At 34.3% G+C, this 17,626-nt stretch carries 15 protein-coding genes, 4 pseudogenes and 1 riboswitch; of the genes and pseudogenes, 14 read left to right on the top strand and 5 right to left on the bottom strand.

The features are described 5' to 3' along the window. The first annotated feature begins 18 nt into the window (after positions 1–18). The 3 genes and pseudogenes from asnA to B5P42_RS25970 form a co-directional block, all read left to right on the top strand. The gene (gene asnA / locus B5P42_RS25980; protein ID WP_002141235.1) at positions 19–1,002 is read left to right on the top strand and encodes an aspartate--ammonia ligase; all 984 of its coding nucleotides are present in this window, start codon (positions 19–21) and stop codon (positions 1,000–1,002) included. Positions 1,003–1,146: 144 nt separating this feature from the next. Next, complete coding sequence (locus tag B5P42_RS25975) at positions 1,147–1,260, top strand: helix-turn-helix transcriptional regulator (RefSeq protein WP_002031128.1); 114 nt, start codon at positions 1,147–1,149, stop codon at positions 1,258–1,260. A 128-nt stretch (positions 1,261–1,388) separates the two neighbouring features. Continuing rightward, positions 1,389–1,730: pseudogene (locus B5P42_RS25970) on the top strand (helix-turn-helix domain-containing protein); the annotation flags it as partial. Positions 1,731–2,019: 289 nt separating this feature from the next. On the opposite strand, the gene B5P42_RS25965 reads toward B5P42_RS25970, so the two are convergent. After that, complete coding sequence (locus B5P42_RS25965) at positions 2,020–2,472, bottom strand: VOC family protein (protein ID WP_113735553.1); 453 nt, start codon at positions 2,470–2,472, stop codon at positions 2,020–2,022. 356 nt (positions 2,473–2,828) lie between these two features. Next, positions 2,829–4,058: an aspartate kinase gene (locus B5P42_RS25960; RefSeq protein WP_113735552.1), complete on the bottom strand. Its 1,230-nt coding sequence runs from the start codon at positions 4,056–4,058 to the stop codon at positions 2,829–2,831. Between the two features lie 201 nt (positions 4,059–4,259). Beyond that, positions 4,260–4,446: riboswitch (Lysine riboswitch) on the bottom strand. A 192-nt stretch (positions 4,447–4,638) separates the two neighbouring features. On the opposite strand from B5P42_RS25960, the gene B5P42_RS25950 reads away from it, so the two are divergent. From B5P42_RS25950 to B5P42_RS25940, 3 genes and pseudogenes are all read left to right on the top strand, one after another. Then, complete coding sequence (locus B5P42_RS25950; RefSeq protein ID WP_033708978.1) at positions 4,639–5,547, top strand: DoxX-like family protein; 909 nt, start codon at positions 4,639–4,641, stop codon at positions 5,545–5,547. Between the two features lie 4 nt (positions 5,548–5,551). Further along, positions 5,552–6,163, top strand: a complete 612-nt coding sequence (locus B5P42_RS25945) for a DUF4166 domain-containing protein (RefSeq protein ID WP_044440408.1) — start codon at positions 5,552–5,554, stop codon at positions 6,161–6,163. A 5-nt stretch (positions 6,164–6,168) separates the two neighbouring features. After that, positions 6,169–7,613 (top strand): annotated as a pseudogene (locus tag B5P42_RS25940) (YndJ family protein). Between the two features lie 28 nt (positions 7,614–7,641). Here B5P42_RS25940 and B5P42_RS25935 read toward each other — a convergent pair. Continuing rightward, positions 7,642–8,127: an 8-oxo-dGTP diphosphatase gene (locus B5P42_RS25935; protein ID WP_044440411.1), complete on the bottom strand. Its 486-nt coding sequence runs from the start codon at positions 8,125–8,127 to the stop codon at positions 7,642–7,644. Between the two features lie 145 nt (positions 8,128–8,272). On the opposite strand from B5P42_RS25935, the gene B5P42_RS25930 reads away from it, so the two are divergent. The 4 genes from B5P42_RS25930 (at position 8,273) to B5P42_RS25915 (ending at position 12,922) form a co-directional block, all read left to right on the top strand. Beyond that, positions 8,273–9,517, top strand: coding sequence for an N-acetylmuramoyl-L-alanine amidase (locus B5P42_RS25930; RefSeq protein WP_044440413.1), 1,245 nt, complete (start codon positions 8,273–8,275; stop codon positions 9,515–9,517). Positions 9,518–9,776: 259 nt separating this feature from the next. Continuing rightward, positions 9,777–11,156, top strand: coding sequence for an S-layer homology domain-containing protein (locus tag B5P42_RS25925; protein ID WP_113735551.1), 1,380 nt, complete (start codon positions 9,777–9,779; stop codon positions 11,154–11,156). Between the two features lie 197 nt (positions 11,157–11,353). Next, the gene (locus B5P42_RS25920; RefSeq protein WP_113735550.1) at positions 11,354–12,616 is read left to right on the top strand and encodes an MFS transporter; all 1,263 of its coding nucleotides are present in this window, start codon (positions 11,354–11,356) and stop codon (positions 12,614–12,616) included. Positions 12,617–12,643: 27 nt separating this feature from the next. Further along, positions 12,644–12,922, top strand: coding sequence for a hypothetical protein (locus tag B5P42_RS25915; RefSeq protein ID WP_044440417.1), 279 nt, complete (start codon positions 12,644–12,646; stop codon positions 12,920–12,922). Between the two features lie 19 nt (positions 12,923–12,941). On the opposite strand, the gene B5P42_RS25910 is transcribed toward B5P42_RS25915, so the two are convergent. Beyond that, positions 12,942–13,406, bottom strand: a complete 465-nt coding sequence (locus B5P42_RS25910; protein ID WP_113735549.1) for a hypothetical protein — start codon at positions 13,404–13,406, stop codon at positions 12,942–12,944. A gap of 89 nt (positions 13,407–13,495) precedes the next feature. Here B5P42_RS25910 and B5P42_RS25905 point away from each other — a divergent pair, with 89 nt between their 5' ends. From B5P42_RS25905 to B5P42_RS25890, 4 genes and pseudogenes are all read left to right on the top strand, one after another. Next, on the top strand, positions 13,496–13,804 hold the full coding sequence (locus B5P42_RS25905; protein ID WP_012260722.1) for a hypothetical protein: 309 nt from the start codon (positions 13,496–13,498) through the stop codon (positions 13,802–13,804). Positions 13,805–14,131: 327 nt separating this feature from the next. Beyond that, positions 14,132–14,946: pseudogene (locus tag B5P42_RS25900) on the top strand (polyphosphate kinase 2 family protein). A gap of 528 nt (positions 14,947–15,474) precedes the next feature. Further along, positions 15,475–15,810 carry a YrdB family protein gene (locus B5P42_RS25895; protein ID WP_002168670.1) on the top strand — a complete coding sequence of 112 codons (336 nt, stop codon included), beginning with the start codon at positions 15,475–15,477 and terminating at the stop codon, positions 15,808–15,810. Positions 15,811–15,964: 154 nt separating this feature from the next. Further along, positions 15,965–17,233 (top strand): MFS transporter, encoded by a 1,269-nt coding sequence (locus B5P42_RS25890; protein WP_113735548.1) that lies wholly within the window; start codon positions 15,965–15,967, stop codon positions 17,231–17,233. A 232-nt stretch (positions 17,234–17,465) separates the two neighbouring features. Here B5P42_RS25890 and B5P42_RS25880 read toward each other — a convergent pair. After that, a pseudogene (locus tag B5P42_RS25880) lies at positions 17,466–17,543 on the bottom strand (3-oxoacyl-ACP synthase); the annotation flags it as partial. Positions 17,544–17,626: the final 83 nt, after the last annotated feature.

The raw sequence follows: 17,626 nt of genomic DNA, 5'->3' as shown, positions 1-17,626 counted from the left end.
TTTTAGGAGGAAACCACCATGTATCAATCATTAATGACAGTAAGAGAGACTCAAATCGCAATTAAGGAAGTTAAAACATTTTTCGAGGATCAATTAGCAAAGCGCCTTGAACTATTCCGCGTATCTGCACCATTATTCGTAACGAAGAAATCAGGATTAAACGATCACTTAAACGGTGTAGAACGTCCAATTGAATTTGATATGTTACATTCAGGAGAAGAATTAGAAATTGTACATTCACTAGCGAAGTGGAAAAGATTTGCATTACATGAATACGGATATGAAGCTGGTGAAGGTTTATATACAAACATGAACGCGATTCGTCGTGATGAAGAACTTGATGCAACGCATTCCATTTATGTTGACCAATGGGATTGGGAAAAAATCGTTCAAAAAGAATGGCGTACTATCGATTACTTACAAAAAACAGTACAAACAATTTATGGAATATTCAAAGAATTGGAAAATCACTTATTTGAAAAGTATCCGTTCCTTGGAAAGTATTTACCAGAAGAAATTGTTTTCATTACTTCTCAAGAACTGGAAGATAAATATCCAGAATTAACACCGAAAGATCGTGAACATGCAATTGCGAAAGAACACGGTGCAGTCTTTATTATTGGAATTGGTGATGCACTCCGTTCAGGTGAAAAGCACGATGGACGCGCGTCCGATTATGATGATTGGAAATTAAACGGTGACATTTTATTCTGGCACCCAGTACTACAAGCTTCGTTCGAATTATCATCAATGGGAATTCGTGTTGATAGTAAAGCACTTGATGAGCAATTAACGAAAACTGGTGAAGACTTCAAACGTGAGTATGATTTCCATAAAGGTATTTTAGAAGACGTACTACCATTAACAATTGGTGGTGGTATTGGACAATCAAGAATGTGTATGTACTTCTTACGTAAAGCACATATCGGTGAAGTTCAATCTTCTGTATGGCCTGATGATTTACGTGAAGCTTGCAAGAAAGAAAACATTCATTTGTTTTAATATAAGTGAGAGGGAGAGTGGCTCGAAAATAGAGTTACTCTCCCTTTTTTATTGTGTAAACTGGTGGTTTACAGTGAGTGTCACTAATAGTTTCTTTCTTTTTCATCTCCTTTTATGTAATAATTTGTTAAAGGAGGGGACGTTATGAACTTGGGAGAACAATTAAAAAAATTACGAGAATCAAAAGGATTTTCACAAGAGGATGTCGCAAAGAAAATCGGTGTAACTAGGCAAGCGGTGTATAAAGTGAAACTTTAATCAGTGGAGCGATTTATCCCACTGATTATTAGTTGAACCAATCGGGCTTTTATAGGCAGTTAATCCCATCTGGCTTCCTTGATTTATTTAAAAGCTACGATGGGATTTAGTGCCTGTTAAAGCGGGATAAGTGGGAAAATGATAAAAGTTACCCTGACATTGATAATTTAATTTTATTGAGCGAAATGTACAACGTTACGCTCGATGAATTAATAAAAGAGAATCAAAACTTTAAAGAGAAAATACATATTGATGAAGAAGATGAGGGTTTTGAGAAAGAGAATGAGTTTGGTTTTTATATTGGATTTGGTTTGCTAATTATGAGTGCTCTCATTGATTACGAAGGAATTCAAGAGATTTTATTAGGGGCTGCGCTATTCATGATGGTCTTTTATTCCGACGTGAAGAAAGTTATTTTAAATGAATTTCGCTCGTTATTTAAAGGAAAAGATATATATGATAAGAAGTGAGAAGAGTCCGTTATATTTCCTAGGAAAAGGTATTGCGAATAATCTAATTGTTTTATAACGATTTTTAGATATAAGTAATATGTTAAAAAGCTGTTTGTATAGAGTCTTGAAATCTATGTGTAAAATGATAATAAAGTTATTTAATTTTAAAAGCTCAAACGAGTATAGCCCCGTTCTAAAGTTAGGACGGGGTTGAAAATCTAAGTTTTATTGAATAAGAATTTTCTTCAAATATTTTTACTTCAGTAATGTATATTTCAGTAAAGGCCTTTTATAAAACGTCACTTACTTATTTGTTACTGAGTTGTTCCGCCAAACCGATTAGAATTCCTTCGGTTCCACGAATGTAGCAGAGTCGATACGAGTTCTCATACTGAACTACTTCTCCAACGAGCTGAGCACCATGCTTAGTAAGTCTGGATACCATTTCGTCAATGTCCTCGACGGTGAACATGACGCGCAGATAACCGAGGGCGTTTACAGGAGCTGTCCGGTGATCTGCTATAGTAGGTGGGGGGAGAAATCGCGAAAGTTCAATTCGGCTGTGACCATCTGGCGTAACCATCATAGCAATCTCTACGCACTGAGAACCGAGTCCAGTTACGCGACCAGCCCATTCACCTTCGACAGTAGCTCGCCCTTCGAGGTTCAAGCCAATCTCCTTGAAGAAAGAGATTGCGTTATCAAGTGATTCTACAACGATGCTGATATTGTCCATTCTTAGTAATTTGTTTTTTGTCATTGTCTTTATCTCCTTATATGTATAAATTTATTATCTAATTATCCTCATAATTATACTAGAATCTCTTCTAAACAAAAAACACCTTGTCACAGTGTAGGAAAATGTGACAAGGTGTTTTCGGGTATGTCATATAACAACTTGTTAACAAAAAACACTTCGTAAACTTTCTACTATTGAAATATACGCGAACTTTATTTCGTGAATACTATCATTTCAAGTAGTTTCAAGAATTTGATACTGTAGTTGCTATTTGATAAAAGAACTTCGACTTCCCCGCAAAATATTCCCACCCTATTTCTATTTATATAAGAAGGAAATAGATTCGTATAATTTGTTTTAAGTTTTACTGGTGGGAATTAACTCATCTGCACTAAAGGCTCAATTTTCGCCATAAATGATTGATGCAGCGCCTCGACACCTGTTACTAAATGAAGGCGGTCAATAACGACGGACACTTTAATTTCTGATGTACTTACCATTTTAATATGAATATCTTCTTCTTTTAAAGTAGTGAACATATTTGCAGCAACTCCTGGGTTAGATACCATACCAGATCCTACAATTGATACTTTTGCTAAATGATTTTCATGTTCTACAGATCCATAGTGAAGTGCTTCTTGATTTTGTTCCAATACTTCTAATGTTTCTCTTAAATCATTAGAATGGATCGAGAAGGAGAGGTGAACAGTTCCTTCATTTGTAATACTTTGAATAATAATATCTACATTAATATGTGCTGCTGCTAATGTAGAGAAAACTGTTGAAAGTGCACCTTGTTCTAATCCTTTAATTGTGACACGTGTAATATTATCCTCAAATGCAATACCTTTAACGATTGATTGTTGTTCCATGTTACATTCTCCCCTTACAATTGTTCCGTTTTCTTGTTCCATACTTGAGCGAACTTCTAAAATTACATTATGATTTTTAGCAAATTCAACAGCGCGTGGGTGTAATACGCCAGCACCGAGGTTGGCAAGCTCTAACATTTCGTCATAAGAAATTTCATCTAATTTATAAGCATCTTGTACAACTCGTGGATCAGTCGTATATACGCCGGTCACATCCGTATAAATATCACATTTTTTTGCTTTTAGTGCAGCAGCTAATGCGACAGCAGTTGTATCAGAACCACCGCGGCCAAGCGTTGTAATTTCATTTTCTTCACTTATTCCTTGGAAACCAGCTACTATAACAATCGTGCCTTCAGTAAGGTGAGACTGAATACGAGTGGTGTTAATGTCAGTAATCCGTGCACTACTATGTACAGATTCTGTCGTAATACCAGCTTGCCATCCTGTTAATGAAATTGCGTTATAACCTTTTGTTTGTAGTGCTATTGTTAATAATGAAATAGTTACTTGTTCTCCTGTAGATAGGAGCATATCCATTTCACGTTTACTTGGATTTTCAGTAATAGCGTTAGCAAGTGCTACAAGTTTATCCGTACTTTTTCCCATTGCTGAAACGACAGAGACAATACTATGTCCTCGTTCATATTCTTCAATAATTAAATTTGCTACATGTTGAATGCGTTCGACGCTTCCGACAGAAGTACCGCCAAATTTTTGTACAATCGTTTCCATTACGAATTCCTTCTTTCGTCCATTTTTAAGAATAGGTTAGGACATATACAAATCCCAATATTCCTGTAGTTACCAGAGAGAAAAACAAAAAACACCATCTCAAATAAGTGAGGATGGTGCTGTTACAGGAAAAGGGAAACAGAAAACGGAGCTAATAAAAAAACCGCCAAAAAAGGAATATCATAAAAATGATATCTCTTTTTTGTAGATAGCTCTTCATACGTACACGTCTGTACATATGACAGTTCTGTTTCTATTCGAAAACAGCCCCAATTGATAAATGCAGAGAAATTTATCAATTTCGGCAACACTTCCTTTCCTCTAAAATCATAGACATCTCTGTGTCTCCTTTAGAATACTTATAAGCGTTGCAACCTCTATCTCACGTTTTAGGCGAGAGTGTATGATTTATGAAGTTGTTGGTAACATTTGTTTTATAATAATTTAAATTTTTCAGGGAATCAAGTGTTTTTTGTATTTTTTTGAAATTCTATCTTTTTATTAAATTAGTTTGTGAAAAATGTAGCAAAATCGATTCATTGCATGTACATTGAAAATATAGCGCATGGGAGGTGGAAGGATGGGGAAGAAAAAGCCTATTTATGTAGCCACAGAAATGAACACAACAATGGAGAAACTATGGGCATATACACAAGAGCCTGATATACATACAGAGTGGGATGCTCGTTTTACTGAGATTTCGTATTTAGAAAAAAAAGAGGGAGAACCGCAGAAGTTTTTATATAAAACAAAGATCGGATTTGGACTTGAAATAGCCGGAGAAGGGGAATCGATAGGTGAAATAAGAAAAGAAACTGGAGAACGCATTTCCTCTTTAAAATTTTGGACAGACAATCAATTATCACTTATACAAATAGGGCGTGGTTATTGGAAGTATACACCGAATGAAGAACATATTCATTTTGAAACGCAATATGATTATGATACGAGATTTGGTCGTATAGGAAATGTGATAGATTTATATGTTTTTCGTCCACTATTAGGTTGGGCGACAGCATGGAGTTTTGATGCTTTAAAATTATGGTTAGAAAAGGGACTTCATCCTAAGTTGCTAATTAGAAGAACGATGACGTATTGGCTAGTTTGCTTTTTATTTGCTTTCGTATGGTTATATCAAGGGATTGTACCGAAATTGATGTTTACTCATTCAGAAGAAGTAAAGATGCTTTCTGCACTAATCGGATCGAATGAAAGTAGTATTTTTATACTTAAAATAGTTGGATTTTTAGAAATAATATGGGGTGTTATGTGGCTATTGCCACTTCAAAAGCGAAAACTATTTATATTGCATATTATAGTGTTGATAGTTTTAACATTAGCGGCAGGATCGACGAATATCGCTAGTTTTACGCAACCGTTTAATCCGATTACATTAAATTTTCTTCTAATAGGGTTATCGATTGTCGGTTATATAAATAGCACTAATTTGCCAAGCGCAAAAAATTGCAAGAGGACGAGAAAGGGATAAGTATATGGTTAATATTTATGAAAGATTATTAGGGGATTCTTATAAAAGGCTTCATCCAAAATTGCAGGAACGATATGCGATAACAAAGGAAAATAGCTTTATTGGGGAAGGGGAAATGGATGAAATTTATGGAGGATCTTTTTTCGTTAAATTAATATTAAAAATTACATCGAAGTTTCGAATGTTTTTCTCTGAGCGAGGGCAAAAAGTTCCGTTTGTGATACATAATACCGCTGAGCGAGATGAACATGGAAATGAGTTTGTACGGTGGAATCGTACTTTTTATTTTCATAATAAGAAAAGATATTTTAACGCTGTTATGCAGTTGGATGAAGAGAATAATGAAATTGTAGATTATTTTGGTGAGCCACATTTACTCGTTTCTACATTGAATTTTTATATTGATGAAAAAGGCGGGATGCATATTTCTTCAAAGAAACAATGGTTTTTTATGTTTGGAAGAAAAATACCGTTACCTAGATTTTTATACGGAGAGGCAAAAATTGTAGAAAGTTATGATGAAACACTACAATGTTTTCGAATTCATGTACAAGTACGAAATCCGTTAATTGGTTCATTATTTTCATATAAGGGAACATTTGTGGAAAGGGAATAAACGATATGAAAAATATACTATTTGGGCTTGCTTGCTATATTATTTTTCTAATATGTGAGTGGTCAAATGTAAACCCAGTTGAAGCAATTATTTTATTATCTATTTTGTTATTTATACCGATGTCTTTTTGTATTATTGACAAGAAAAAAAGAAATGGATCGTATGTATTATTTTATAAATTTGTATCGTTTTTATATCCAATCGCAGCAATCAGTGCAATGCTAGCTTTCGTAACAAATCACTATTTCTTTGCGCTACTTTGGTTTGCATATACAGGAATCGTTGCGTTATTTGGTGTAAGTAGATTGTTAGAAAGAGGATGGAAACCGATAGAAGAGACGGCTATCGATAGTGCGTTTATTTATTTGTTTTTAGGTGGTTTTTGGTTTTTTGCTTCAGTAGCAAAGGTTTCAATTATGCACTTTAGTTCTGACATTGTTTTACTTACAGCGGCACACTTTCATTATTCGGCATTTTTATTGCCGTTATCAGCTGGTTTACTTGGAAGAAAAAGAGAACGGGGAAGTAAGTTATATGACTCTATTATGTTTATCATCGTCATTTCTCCAATGACAGTTGCAATAGGAATTACGTATTCGAGGGTATTTGAATTTTTTGCAGTGTTCATATATTTATGTGCCATTTATGGATATGGGATTTACGTATGGAGAACGAAATTCAATGCTATAAGTGCAAAGATTCTCCTTACTCTTTCATCCAGTGCACTTATGGTAACAATAATGTTTTCACTCATATATTCATACGGAAATTTCAAACAAGTAATGACGATTACAATTGCACAAATGGTCTGGATTCACGGTGTTGTAAATGGAATTGGAGTAGCGTTACCAGCTTTTCTTGGTTGGATGATTGAAAAGAGTACTCCGAATTATAAATATTACGGGAAAACAATGAGCAGGTTAAGAGGAAATGCGACAGTTGGTTCCGCCCGGTTGCATTTTGTTATGAGAAAATGAGTAAGCGTGTAGGACAAATACATTTAGGAATGGGCGGCAAGTGGGAAACGATGCATGGCTCTATCATTGGGATAATAGATGAGAAGGATGGAAGAGAGAATGTAAGGGCTTGGCTAAGAAAAAATGAAGCAGGGGAGACAATTTTTGTAGCTCTTTATTCAAAGCATACATACAAGAAAGATATATATATGAATATCGCATTACCTTTACCATATTCGAATATGACTGGTATTTTGAAGTTATGCAATGATGATAATGCTTTAATCATTACAAGTAAGTTAAGAGAGAATGGCAGGGGAGATGAGGGGATTTATTTATATACTCGTTTCTTTACAATACGTTTACCATTAGCAGAGACATTTATCATTAAAGAGAGCGCGGACCAAATGTTAACAGCTTACCATAGAATGTGGATATTCGGAGTCAAGTTTTTAGAAATTGATTATGAGATTAAGAAAATAGAGGAGAAGTAAGAGAAGCTTGGAGAGATTCCAAGCTTTTTTATGTATGGGTAATTGTCATAGCAACTTGTTTATCTAAGTCACGATCCCAAACACGTTGAATTTCAAACGTACCTTTTTCAAAAAATAATGGGAATCTCTCTTTAAACCAATTTTGCATGGGAAGATTTAGTGCTGTATCGATTGGTACCCATAATAATTCGCCTTCAGGAGGATTCAAAAGGAGTTCACCTTCAAATGAATCTGTCCAATAATTAAATACCATATATCGAACATTTTCTTTCGGATTTACGTATTCATCTAATCCCTTAAAAGTTAAATTTGAAACAAGTAATCCAGTTTCTTCTTTTACTTCTCGTTTAGCAGCTTGAACGATACTTTCTGGGAAATCTACTTTTCCGCCCGGAGCGATGTAACCAGGGAAGCCTAGATGATCCGGCCGTTGTATTAGTAATACTTCATTATTACGCTGAATCATACACATTGTATAAATACGGTGTTCGATACTTTTCCAATGCTTGCTCATACGAATCTCTCCTCTTATAGTTATTTGTTCCAAAAAATACAATAATAAGACAAAATTATACAAAATGCAATTGACTATTACTAATTTTCAGAACTATAATTATTCTGTTATATAAAAACTTGTACTTGAGAGGGGAATATATTCTATGAAAAATAGAATAATCGCAGCAGGAGTAATTGCAGCTAGTATATTATCTTATTCATCTAGTAGTTTCGCACAAATAAAAACGTTTCCAGATGTCCAAGCAGGGCACTGGGCAGAAGATTCTATTAACTACTTAGCAGAAAAAGGCGCAGTTACAGGTAACGAGAAAGGAATGTTCGAGCCTGGAAAAGAGATCACTCGTGCAGAAGCAGCTACAATGATGGCTAAAATCTTAAACTTACCATTCGATAAAGATGCTAAACCATCTTTCGGTGACTCTCAAAACGGATGGTATACCCCATACATCGCAGCTGTAGAAAAAGCTGGTGTTGTTAAAGGGAAAGGCCCAGGCGTATTTGATCCAACTGGGAAAATTGACCGAGTTTCAATGGCCTCTCTTATTGTAGAAGCTTACAAATTAGATTCTAAAGTAAATGGTACTCCAGCAACTAAATTCAGTGATTTAGAAAAAAGCTGGGGTAAAGCAAAAGCTAACATCCTAGTTGAATTAGGGATTTCTGTTGGTACTGGTGATAAATGGGAGCCTGAAAAAATTCTAACTAAAGCAGAGGCAGCTCAATTTATTAAAAAGGCAGATTCTCTTAAAATAGGTAATCCTTTAGTAGAAAAGGTAGTTATTATTGATCCTGGTCATGGAGGATTTGATCCAGGGAATCCAGGACAAGGTGTAGAGGAAAATAAAATTGTATTTGATACATCTTTAAGATTACAGAAGTTGTTAGAGAAAAATACACCTTTAAGAGCTTTGTTAACACGTGAAGAGAACGGAAATCCAGGAAGTAACAAAAATGAATCTCTTGCGAATCGAGTGAAATTTGGTCAAGAGAACAATGGAGATATATTTGTAAGCATTCATGCAAATTCTTCTGAAAATCATGATGGTTATGGAACAGAAACGTATTACTATAAAAAATCCAAGCGTGGAGAAGAGACACAGATTGAAAAGGATAGCGAAGTATTAGCGAAGAAAATTCAAAAACGAGTAGTAGAAGCACTACATACAAGAGATAGAGATATAAAAGATGATCATTCATTTTATGTAGTAAATAAAAATACAGTACCAGCAGTTTTAACAGAGCTTGCCTTTATTGATAATAATATAGATAATGGCAAATTAGCTACTGAATCAGGAAGACAAATTGCTGCAGAGGCAGTTTATGCTGGGATTTTAGATTATTATGAGTGGAAAGGTTTCGATGTTTCAAAATATCGTTTAGCTAAATAAAAAATATTAATTGTTAAGTCCATCATCTATATAGAGATGATGGACTTTTTATATGAGTTTATATAATTTTGTATCAAAATAAAAAGATATATCGTATTATGCTGATTATAAATAAAATAATGGTAGATTAGTTTATTTGTATCACGTATACTTTTACTGTTGACTAATTAAGAGTTTGTTAGTTTAATAGGGAAAATTTTATTGAAAAGGGAGGCAAGTTAACACGGGACAAGCATATACATAACGTGTTAAAAAAAATATGAAAAAAGTTATTTCTAATGTGTTAGCAGTGACAGTCGCACTTCAAGTAGTGATGGCTCCGGCAACTTCATTTGCAGCTGAAAAGGAATTTCCAGACGTTCCGAAAGATCATTGGTCGTATAAAGCAATTACTAATTTAACATCAAAAGAAATTATTGCAGGATATGATAATGGTAAGTTTGGATTCGGGGATGTTGTAAATCGTGAGCAAGTAGCCGCATTAATATATCGTGCATTAAAACCAGAAGCGAAAAGCGAATATAAAAATCCATACTCTGATATTAGCGAAGGAACGACAATGTTCCAAAATGAAATTTTAACTTTAACAGATATGGGGATTTTCGTAGGTGATGGTAAAGGAACATTTAGACCGAAAGAATCTTTAACTCGTGCTGAAATGGCTGTGATTTTACAGAAAGCTTTTAAACTAAAAGTAAAAGCTAATCATACATTTAATGATGTTTCGAAAGATCATTGGGCAAATGATGCGATTAGTGCATTAGAGTCTAACGGCATTGCTGCAGGTAATGGAGCAGGTGCATTTAATCCAACTAGTGTTTTAACACGTGAAGAATATGCACAATTTTTATTTAATGCTATGGCATCATATATGAATCTAGATGTAACGTTACCATCTAATGTAACAGCGCAAGAGATTGAAGATTTTATTGGGGAATTTCATTCTGACAGTCCCCTTATTGGAAATGGACAAGATTTTATTAAAGCACAAAATGAGTATGGTGTGAACGCTTTATATTTAGCAGCACATGCGATCTTAGAATCTGGGTACGGAAAATCAGAAATTGCATATCGTAAACATAATTTATTTGGGCTAAAGGCATTTGATTGGGATCCATTCGCAAATGCAAAATATTTAACGTCTTACGGGCAAAGTATTTCGTACAATGCTGATTATGTAAGAAAGAACTACTTAGAGAAAGGTGCTCCTCATTTCAATGGTTACACATTACCTGATATGAATGAAAAATATGCAACAGATAAAGCATGGGCTGGAAAAATTGCTAATATTATGGAACGTATTAAGCCTTTCAATAACAAAGATTATCAAAATGTAAAACGATTACCGAAAAACCCTAATACATTAAATGTAGATGCATTAGGCGAAACAATTCCATATAAAGATTATGCAAAAGACGCAAAAACTACTGTTCAGTCGGTAGGATCTTACTATCAAGTTCCATTCCCGTTTAACAACCCAATTAAGAGTGTACCAAACGTTACACAAAATGAAGTTGGAAAATTAGAAAATGGTACAAAAGTAAACGTATATCGTGAAGATCCAAATGGCTGGGTAGAATTCTCACTTGAAAATGCTCCAGAAAAATATTGGACATTGAAGAAGAACTTAAAATTATAAAGTGGAAAGGTGTTTTCATATATGAAAACACCTTTTTTATTTATATTCAACACGTAATATTTGTAGATTCATTATGATTTTCTTTTTTATATTTCTACCAATAATTTAACAGTTTCCTATATAATTAAAGTTATTAAAGATTGAATTTTCTGTGTTTATCTTCGGGTATTAACTTAATTTGAAAAGAGGAGAGAGATATGCAAGGAGAAATACCAACAGAGAAAAATTTAGGTTATGTCGGTAAATTGTTATTGCCAGTTAAAGTGTCACCGCACTTTAAGTTTTTATGGATTGGGCAATTACTTTCGACTTTAGGTAGTTCGATAACGATGGTTATTCTGCCAGTCGTTGTGTATTCATTAACTGGTTCAACAGTTGTAATGGGAATGACTATGGCAATATACATGCTTCCTAATATTCTTGCGTTACCGTTTGCTGGATTAGTCGTGGATCGAATTGACCGGGTGAAATTGATGTTATTTACAGATATAATTCGCTGTATATTAATGCTCTTATTTGCAACACTTATATTTATGGACATTTTAACAATTCCACTTTTATATGTACTTGTTGCATTATATGGACTTATGGAAGGGATATTTCAGCCGGCATATTCGGCTGTAAGAGCGAAAGTATTTGTACCGGAAATTCGAAATGCAGCTAATGCATTAACGCAAATGAGTAATCAAGGAATACGATTAATTGGCCCAGCACTTGGTGGGTTAATAGTATCAGTTACATCTGCAGGGATAGGCTTCGGACTAGATGCAGCAACGTATTTGTTATCATTTTTATGTTTATTATTTTTAAAAGAAATTAAGTTTAAAAAAGTAAAACCCATTGAAAAGAGTAAGATCGATTACAAACAAGAGTTTATGGAAGGTATTTTAGTTTTAAAAAGTCATCCGTGGTTGTGGATTACCATTCTAGTCTTTTCTCTCGTTAATATTTGTTATGCAGGCGTTATCGTTGTATTAATTCCATGGTTGTTTAATGTTCATCATCATTTTGAAGCTTACGTGTATGGCTTAGGTATGGCTGCTTCTGGTGCTGGAGCTGTAATTGCAGCACTAATTTTTGGTGGGAGGCAGCGGTGGCATAAGAGAGGATTACTTGCGTATGGTGGTGTTTTAATTAGTGGAATGGCGTTATTAATTATGCCTTTCGTTTCTTGGGCACCCGCCTTAATTGGATTAATGGCAATTGAAGGATTCGGTATTATGATATTTGGGCTTATTTGGGAAACAAGTTTACAAGAGCTTGTACCAGAAGAAGCTTTTGGAAGAGTGGCAAGTCTTGATATGTTAGGCTCATTTGCTTTATTACCATTAGGGTATGTGATGGTAGGCTGGTTAGCTACTGTAATAGGTGGAAAGATAACAATTATAATGCTAGCTATTTTAGTACTCATAACAATTGGAATGGCATTGTCTGTACCAAGTATTCGGCGGTTCGATTGATTATGTAGGCAAAAAGGGGGATGGTATATGAATATAGAAAACCTACATGATTTAGTAGTACATGAGTTGGGATGTAAATACGTTTTGGGAGAAAAGGTATTTGAAGCAAAGAATTTTACGGTGTATATTGCTACTCCTATAGAAAATAAAATGACATATAATCGATTCATCTTAATTAAGCATTTGTCTAATGAAGAGCCTTCAGTACATGTTTGGGACAAGAAAATCTGTGTAGACGCTACAAAAATACATATTGCAAAAGAAGTGACAGAAGCAATTCAATCGGGTTTTGTAAATAAAGAGTAAGCCCTAATCAAATTAGGACTTACTCTTCATTAAACACAAATGTTTGCTGCATTTTTTTACTCTCATGTACTGGATGACCGTTGTAAGAGAAATTCTTTTCTTCCCAAGTAATGACAACTTTAAAATTATGGCTATTAAAGTCTAATGGGAATACCATGTAGTCAAAGCTTGTATGACTTTTTGAAACGTTGTTATTAGATGAAGTAGGATTAAAGGTAGCTTTAGATGTAGGTGTGTTATCAAGTATTTCCACCGATACATTTGCAACATCATTACCAATATTTTTTAAGAGTAAACTATACGTATCATATACACCTTGTTTTGGCTGCACGGCTTGCTTGTTTGAGTTATGAGATTTGTCAATTTCGATATACCACTGTTTAGACTTTGACGCAATTGGTAGTGATTGAAATGTGTATGCACTAGCTTGTATTGGTAGTGCTAAGCAGATTAGTGCAAAGAGAGAAAATATTTTTCGTTTCATCTTTAGAGAGCTCCCATTCTTTAAAGGATTTATTTGTTATTATCTTCTCTTTTTAAGATAATATACCATGTAGTTTAGGGGAGGGTATATTGAAAGAATTAGTAAGTATGGGAAGCAGCATGTTTCTACAACTGTTATTTTTGTATATATTTATTTCTGTTGTTTTATTGGAACTCAATCCATGGTATGCGGTAGTGGTTTATGTGGCTATTGCTATAATCAGTCTTCTGCTAGGAATATACTCGATTGCTTTCCCTATGAAGAGTAGCTTGAATACTATTTTTCTAATACTACCAGGTGGAATTATAATAACATTATTTTCAATATTAATTATTGGATTTACAGTGTTTGCTTACTTTTTACGAGAAGGAGATATTCCGGCTGTAATTCGTTTGTAGTATAAGTGAATCGATAGAGCTCCTATCTTTTCGTTATTAATCTTCCCAAGTATGTCACACGCACATTTAAAAAAACAAGGAAACTGTGTAGAGATTTTTCGGCATAGTTTCCTTATTTTGTTTTTTTGATTAATAATAAATGCTTGCTAAAGGATACGAAAAAGCATATCAGGGGGATTAATTTATTAATATAAAGTAGCGTCCAACTTATAAAAGATAGATATAGGTGGAGGGGTACGAGTATTAGTTAAAAGAGATATTGATATGAAAATATTACCAATAAATATGTTAAAATAACATTGTCATATAACAAGGGGGATTCGTTTGATGAAAAAAGAGCATCTTGCTAAAGTAGATGTAACGAAAAAAATTGAATCAAAATCTAAGTACAATAAGAAACTTGAAAAATATCAAATGCGTTTATTGGCACTAAACAAATTTTAAAAGAAGAAAAAATAGCTGTTATGCTCGTTATGGAAGGTTGGGATGCGGCTGGAAAAGGCGGAGCGATTAAGCGAGTGACGGAACACCTTGATCCACGTGGGTTTCAAGTAAATCCAATTGGCGCACCTGCTCCTCATGAAAAACGGTATCATTATTTGCAACGTTTTTGGCGGAAACTTCCTCAATATGGGCAAATTACTATATTCGACCGTTCTTGGTATGGGCGTGTATTAGTTGAACGTGTTGAAGGTTTTGCTACAAAAGAAGAGTGGACGAGAGCGTATGGTGAAATTAATGATTTCGAAAAACTATTAACTGATGATCATTACATAATAGGAAAGTTTTTCTATCATATTAGTAAAGATGAGCAGTTAAAGAGATTTACAGAAAGAGAGAACAACCCTCTTAAAAGGTGGAAAATTACAGATGAAGACTGGCGAAATCGTGAAAAATGGGATGAGTATGTCGAAGCAATAGAAGACATGTTTGAAAATACAAATAAGCCGAATGCAAAATGGCATATTATCGCGAGTAATGATAAATTATACGCCCGTTTGAAAACATTGAAAGTAATTATTTCATTAATTGAGGATTATTTCTTAGAGCATAATATAGAATTACCTTCTTATTATAATGAAATAAAAGAAGGAAAGAAAAAGAAAATTGAATCTGTGCAAGATGCAGGAGTCAAACAGTAAAAAGGTTTGTATAGGAAATATGAAGGGAAGCTGTCTTGTAATTTGGTTTTACCAAATTACAAGACAGCTTTTTAGTTGGAAGTATTTTATATATTTATATAAAGCGAGTGTACCAATTATTTTAGTTTGTGCTGTAGTAAGTTTGTTGTTTTAGGAAGGGGAAGCTTTAAGAAAGAGTAGTAGGGGAATAGGCTAAATATGAATCGCATTTTAATTATGGAACGTTAGCTGTCAAAAAAATTTATAGAGTTATTTTGGGAACTCCTCGGTAATGGGTGAAACGTAAACCGTGGAGTTCTTTATTTTGTGATTATAGGCATATGTATCACTGTCATTAAATATTTGCTTTAATTCATTATCCGTCAAGATCAAGTTTTCGAAGTTTAGAAAGATAAACTGAATAATATTAATAAGATGTATAATTGTTTTTTACATGTCATGAATGGGCACGTATCAAGTTCAAATAACGGATGCATAATATTATTTTCATAGGATTTTAAATATATTTTTCAAAGGGGTGTTCTTTAAATGTTTATAAAACCTATAAATTTAGCGATTCGATTTTTTCTAGAATTATGTGCTCTTGCATCACTATGTTACTGGGGCTTTCAATTTTGGGAAAGTGTATATGTGAAATTTATTTTTGGCATTGGCTCACCACTACTTTTTGCGACAATATGGGGGATTTTCATTGCACCTAAAGCATCATTAAAACTGCCAGAACCATATAGGTTTATGTTGGAAATCATATTGTTTGGAGTTACCTCAGTTGCTCTATATGTTGTTGATCAAATAACCTTAGCTATTATTCTTGGAATGGTATTTGTAATAAATCGCACTTTAATCATTATTTGGAAACAATAATTTTTTTGCTAAGTTTCTTCACGAAAGGAACTTAGCATTATTTAAGGTGTAGGAGTAACGAAATATGGATAAATTTAAGCGCTTTAAATTTTGGGATTTTGTTGTTTTATAGTACATTAACAAGAGATATTAGTTTCATAGGGAGGGTGAGGAAATGATAGATACAGCAGATGCTTTAATAAGTAAGCGTATGTATACAGAAGAAGAGCAACAAAAATTATATAAACGAACGTTAATAATCGTAAGTATTTCACAAATGTTTGGCGGAGCGGGGTTAGCTGCTGGTATTACAGTAGGTGCACTTCTTGCACAGCAAATGCTTGGGACGGATGCGTATGCAGGATTACCGGCTGCTATGTTTACAATGGGATCTGCGGTAGCGGCTTTCTTTGTTGGGAAGTTATCGCAAAAATATGGTCGCCGAATAGGACTTGCAACAGGGTTTATAGTAGGAGGACTAGGAGCTATTGGAGTTGTATTGGCTGCGTTAACAAATAGTATTATTCTATTACTAGTTTCTTTACTCATATACGGTGCGGGTACAGCGACGAATCTACAAGCTCGTTATGCTGGTACCGATTTAGCAGATAAGAAACAACGAGCAACTGCTATTAGTATTACGATGGTTATGACGACTTTTGGTGCGGTAGCTGGTCCAAATTTAGTAGGCGTAATGGGAGATTTTGCCCATTCAATTGGAATTCCTAACCTTGCTGGTCCGTTCATATTATCAGCAGCGGCATTTATACTTGCGGGTCTTGTACTTTTTGTTATGCTTCGTCCAGATCCATTAATTATTGCTAACATAATAGAAACATATAAACAAGAACATACATATAAAGGGCAACCAGTAACAGAAGAAATGATAGAAAATAAACGTGGTATTACTGTTGGAGCAATCGTAATGATACTTACTCAAATAGTGATGGTTGCGATTATGACGATGACGCCAGTTCATATGGGGCATCATGGTCATGGTTTAAGTGCAATAGGGCTTGTAATTGGTTTTCATGTAGGTGCAATGTATCTTCCGTCTCTCGTTACAGGAATGTTAATTGATAAAATCGGCCGAACTACGATGAGTATAGCTGGTGGAGTGATTTTACTAGCGGCGGGTGTCATAGCTGCGATAGCGCCGAGTGATTCTTTACTATTATTAATTGTTGCTCTGTCTTTACTTGGGTTAGGGTGGAACCTCGGTTTAATAAGTGGTACAGCTCAAATTGTTGATGCAACTATACCTTCTACACGTGCAAAAACACAAGGAAAAATAGATGTATTTGTTGCGTTAGCTGGAGCTTCTGGTGGAGCGATGTCAGGTATGGTAGTAGCTAATTCAAGTTATGCGGCATTATCATTAGCGGGAGGGGCTGTAGCCTTACTGCTTATTCCAGTTGTGATATGGTCTCGGACAGGTAAATAAAATTCAGATAAAAGAAGCGGCGTTCAAAGGGAGATAATCAATCTTTGAATGCCGCTTTTTTGTGATCAACTAATAGTCTAACTGGAATCGTTGATATAATTTCATTTACCGTAATGTTAGTTGTATAAAAGGAAATTTCAGTTTAAATCCCACTCCACAATAAGCCCTAAATGCATACATCCATCGCCAAATCCCTACAGTAAAAGTGTATCTCCATTATTTAATTTTCCTTCTTTTCTAAATCGTTATTAGATAATATTTGATCTGGAACATAAGTACCAATTGCAGTAATACGAGATTGAGAATTCATAAGAACATCTCCTAACTTATTTTTATAATCTGATACTAATATTAGATCGTAAAAATATTGATGAAGATTTTCTGTTTAATAAA

Source organism: Bacillus sp. SRB_331 (assembly GCF_003264175.1).
Lineage (GTDB): Bacteria > Bacillota > Bacilli > Bacillales > Bacillaceae_G > Bacillus_A > Bacillus_A mycoides.
Note: the sequence above shows the minus strand (reverse complement) of the source record. Positions and strands in the feature narration are given on the sequence as shown.

Bases quoted from the DNA above. Each gene is read 5' to 3' on its own strand.
- B5P42_RS25890 (WP_113735548.1), top strand. From the start codon at position 15,965: ATGATAGATACAGCAGATGCTTTAATAAGTAAGCGTATGTATACAGAA.
- B5P42_RS25960 (WP_113735552.1), bottom strand. From the start codon at position 4,058: ATGGAAACGATTGTACAAAAATTTGGCGGTACTTCTGTCGGAAGCGTC.
- B5P42_RS25975 (WP_002031128.1), top strand. From the start codon at position 1,147: ATGAACTTGGGAGAACAATTAAAAAAATTACGAGAATCAAAAGGATTT.
- B5P42_RS25910 (WP_113735549.1), bottom strand. From the start codon at position 13,406: ATGAAACGAAAAATATTTTCTCTCTTTGCACTAATCTGCTTAGCACTA.
- B5P42_RS25915 (WP_044440417.1), top strand. From the start codon at position 12,644: ATGAATATAGAAAACCTACATGATTTAGTAGTACATGAGTTGGGATGT.
- B5P42_RS25920 (WP_113735550.1), top strand. From the start codon at position 11,354: ATGCAAGGAGAAATACCAACAGAGAAAAATTTAGGTTATGTCGGTAAA.
- asnA (WP_002141235.1), top strand. From the start codon at position 19: ATGTATCAATCATTAATGACAGTAAGAGAGACTCAAATCGCAATTAAG.
- B5P42_RS25935 (WP_044440411.1), bottom strand. From the start codon at position 8,127: ATGAGCAAGCATTGGAAAAGTATCGAACACCGTATTTATACAATGTGT.
- B5P42_RS25895 (WP_002168670.1), top strand. From the start codon at position 15,475: ATGTTTATAAAACCTATAAATTTAGCGATTCGATTTTTTCTAGAATTA.
- B5P42_RS25950 (WP_033708978.1), top strand. From the start codon at position 4,639: ATGGGGAAGAAAAAGCCTATTTATGTAGCCACAGAAATGAACACAACA.
- B5P42_RS25945 (WP_044440408.1), top strand. From the start codon at position 5,552: ATGGTTAATATTTATGAAAGATTATTAGGGGATTCTTATAAAAGGCTT.
- B5P42_RS25925 (WP_113735551.1), top strand. From the start codon at position 9,777: ATGAAAAAAGTTATTTCTAATGTGTTAGCAGTGACAGTCGCACTTCAA.
- B5P42_RS25965 (WP_113735553.1), bottom strand. From the start codon at position 2,472: ATGACAAAAAACAAATTACTAAGAATGGACAATATCAGCATCGTTGTA.
- B5P42_RS25930 (WP_044440413.1), top strand. From the start codon at position 8,273: ATGAAAAATAGAATAATCGCAGCAGGAGTAATTGCAGCTAGTATATTA.